Annotated in this window: 1 pseudogene; it reads right to left on the reverse strand. The window is 75.7% G+C overall.

Annotated elements, in window-relative coordinates:
• Positions 1 to 185: pseudogene (locus tag ACQQ92_RS08485) on the reverse strand (IS21 family transposase); the annotation flags it as partial.
• Positions 186 to 206: the final 21 nt, after the last annotated feature.

The following is a 206-nucleotide window of genomic DNA, read 5'->3' on the forward strand; positions in this document are numbered from 1 at the left end:
CCCTCCTTCCAGTCGAACTGCAGCTGCCTGCCCAGGGGCGTCTCGAACCGCGGGTGCGGCTCGCGGCCGCCCGCGCCCCCGAAGGGCACGTCGCGGGCCCGGCACCAGGCGGTGAAGGCGCCGTACCCGGGCAGCCCCTCCCCGCGGCCCTCGCGCAGGAACGCGTAGACGGCCATCTTGGTCATCCCGGGCAGCTGGGCCTTCGA

This window comes from Collinsella sp. SGI.241 (assembly GCF_050312955.1).
Lineage (GTDB): Bacteria > Actinomycetota > Coriobacteriia > Coriobacteriales > Coriobacteriaceae > Collinsella.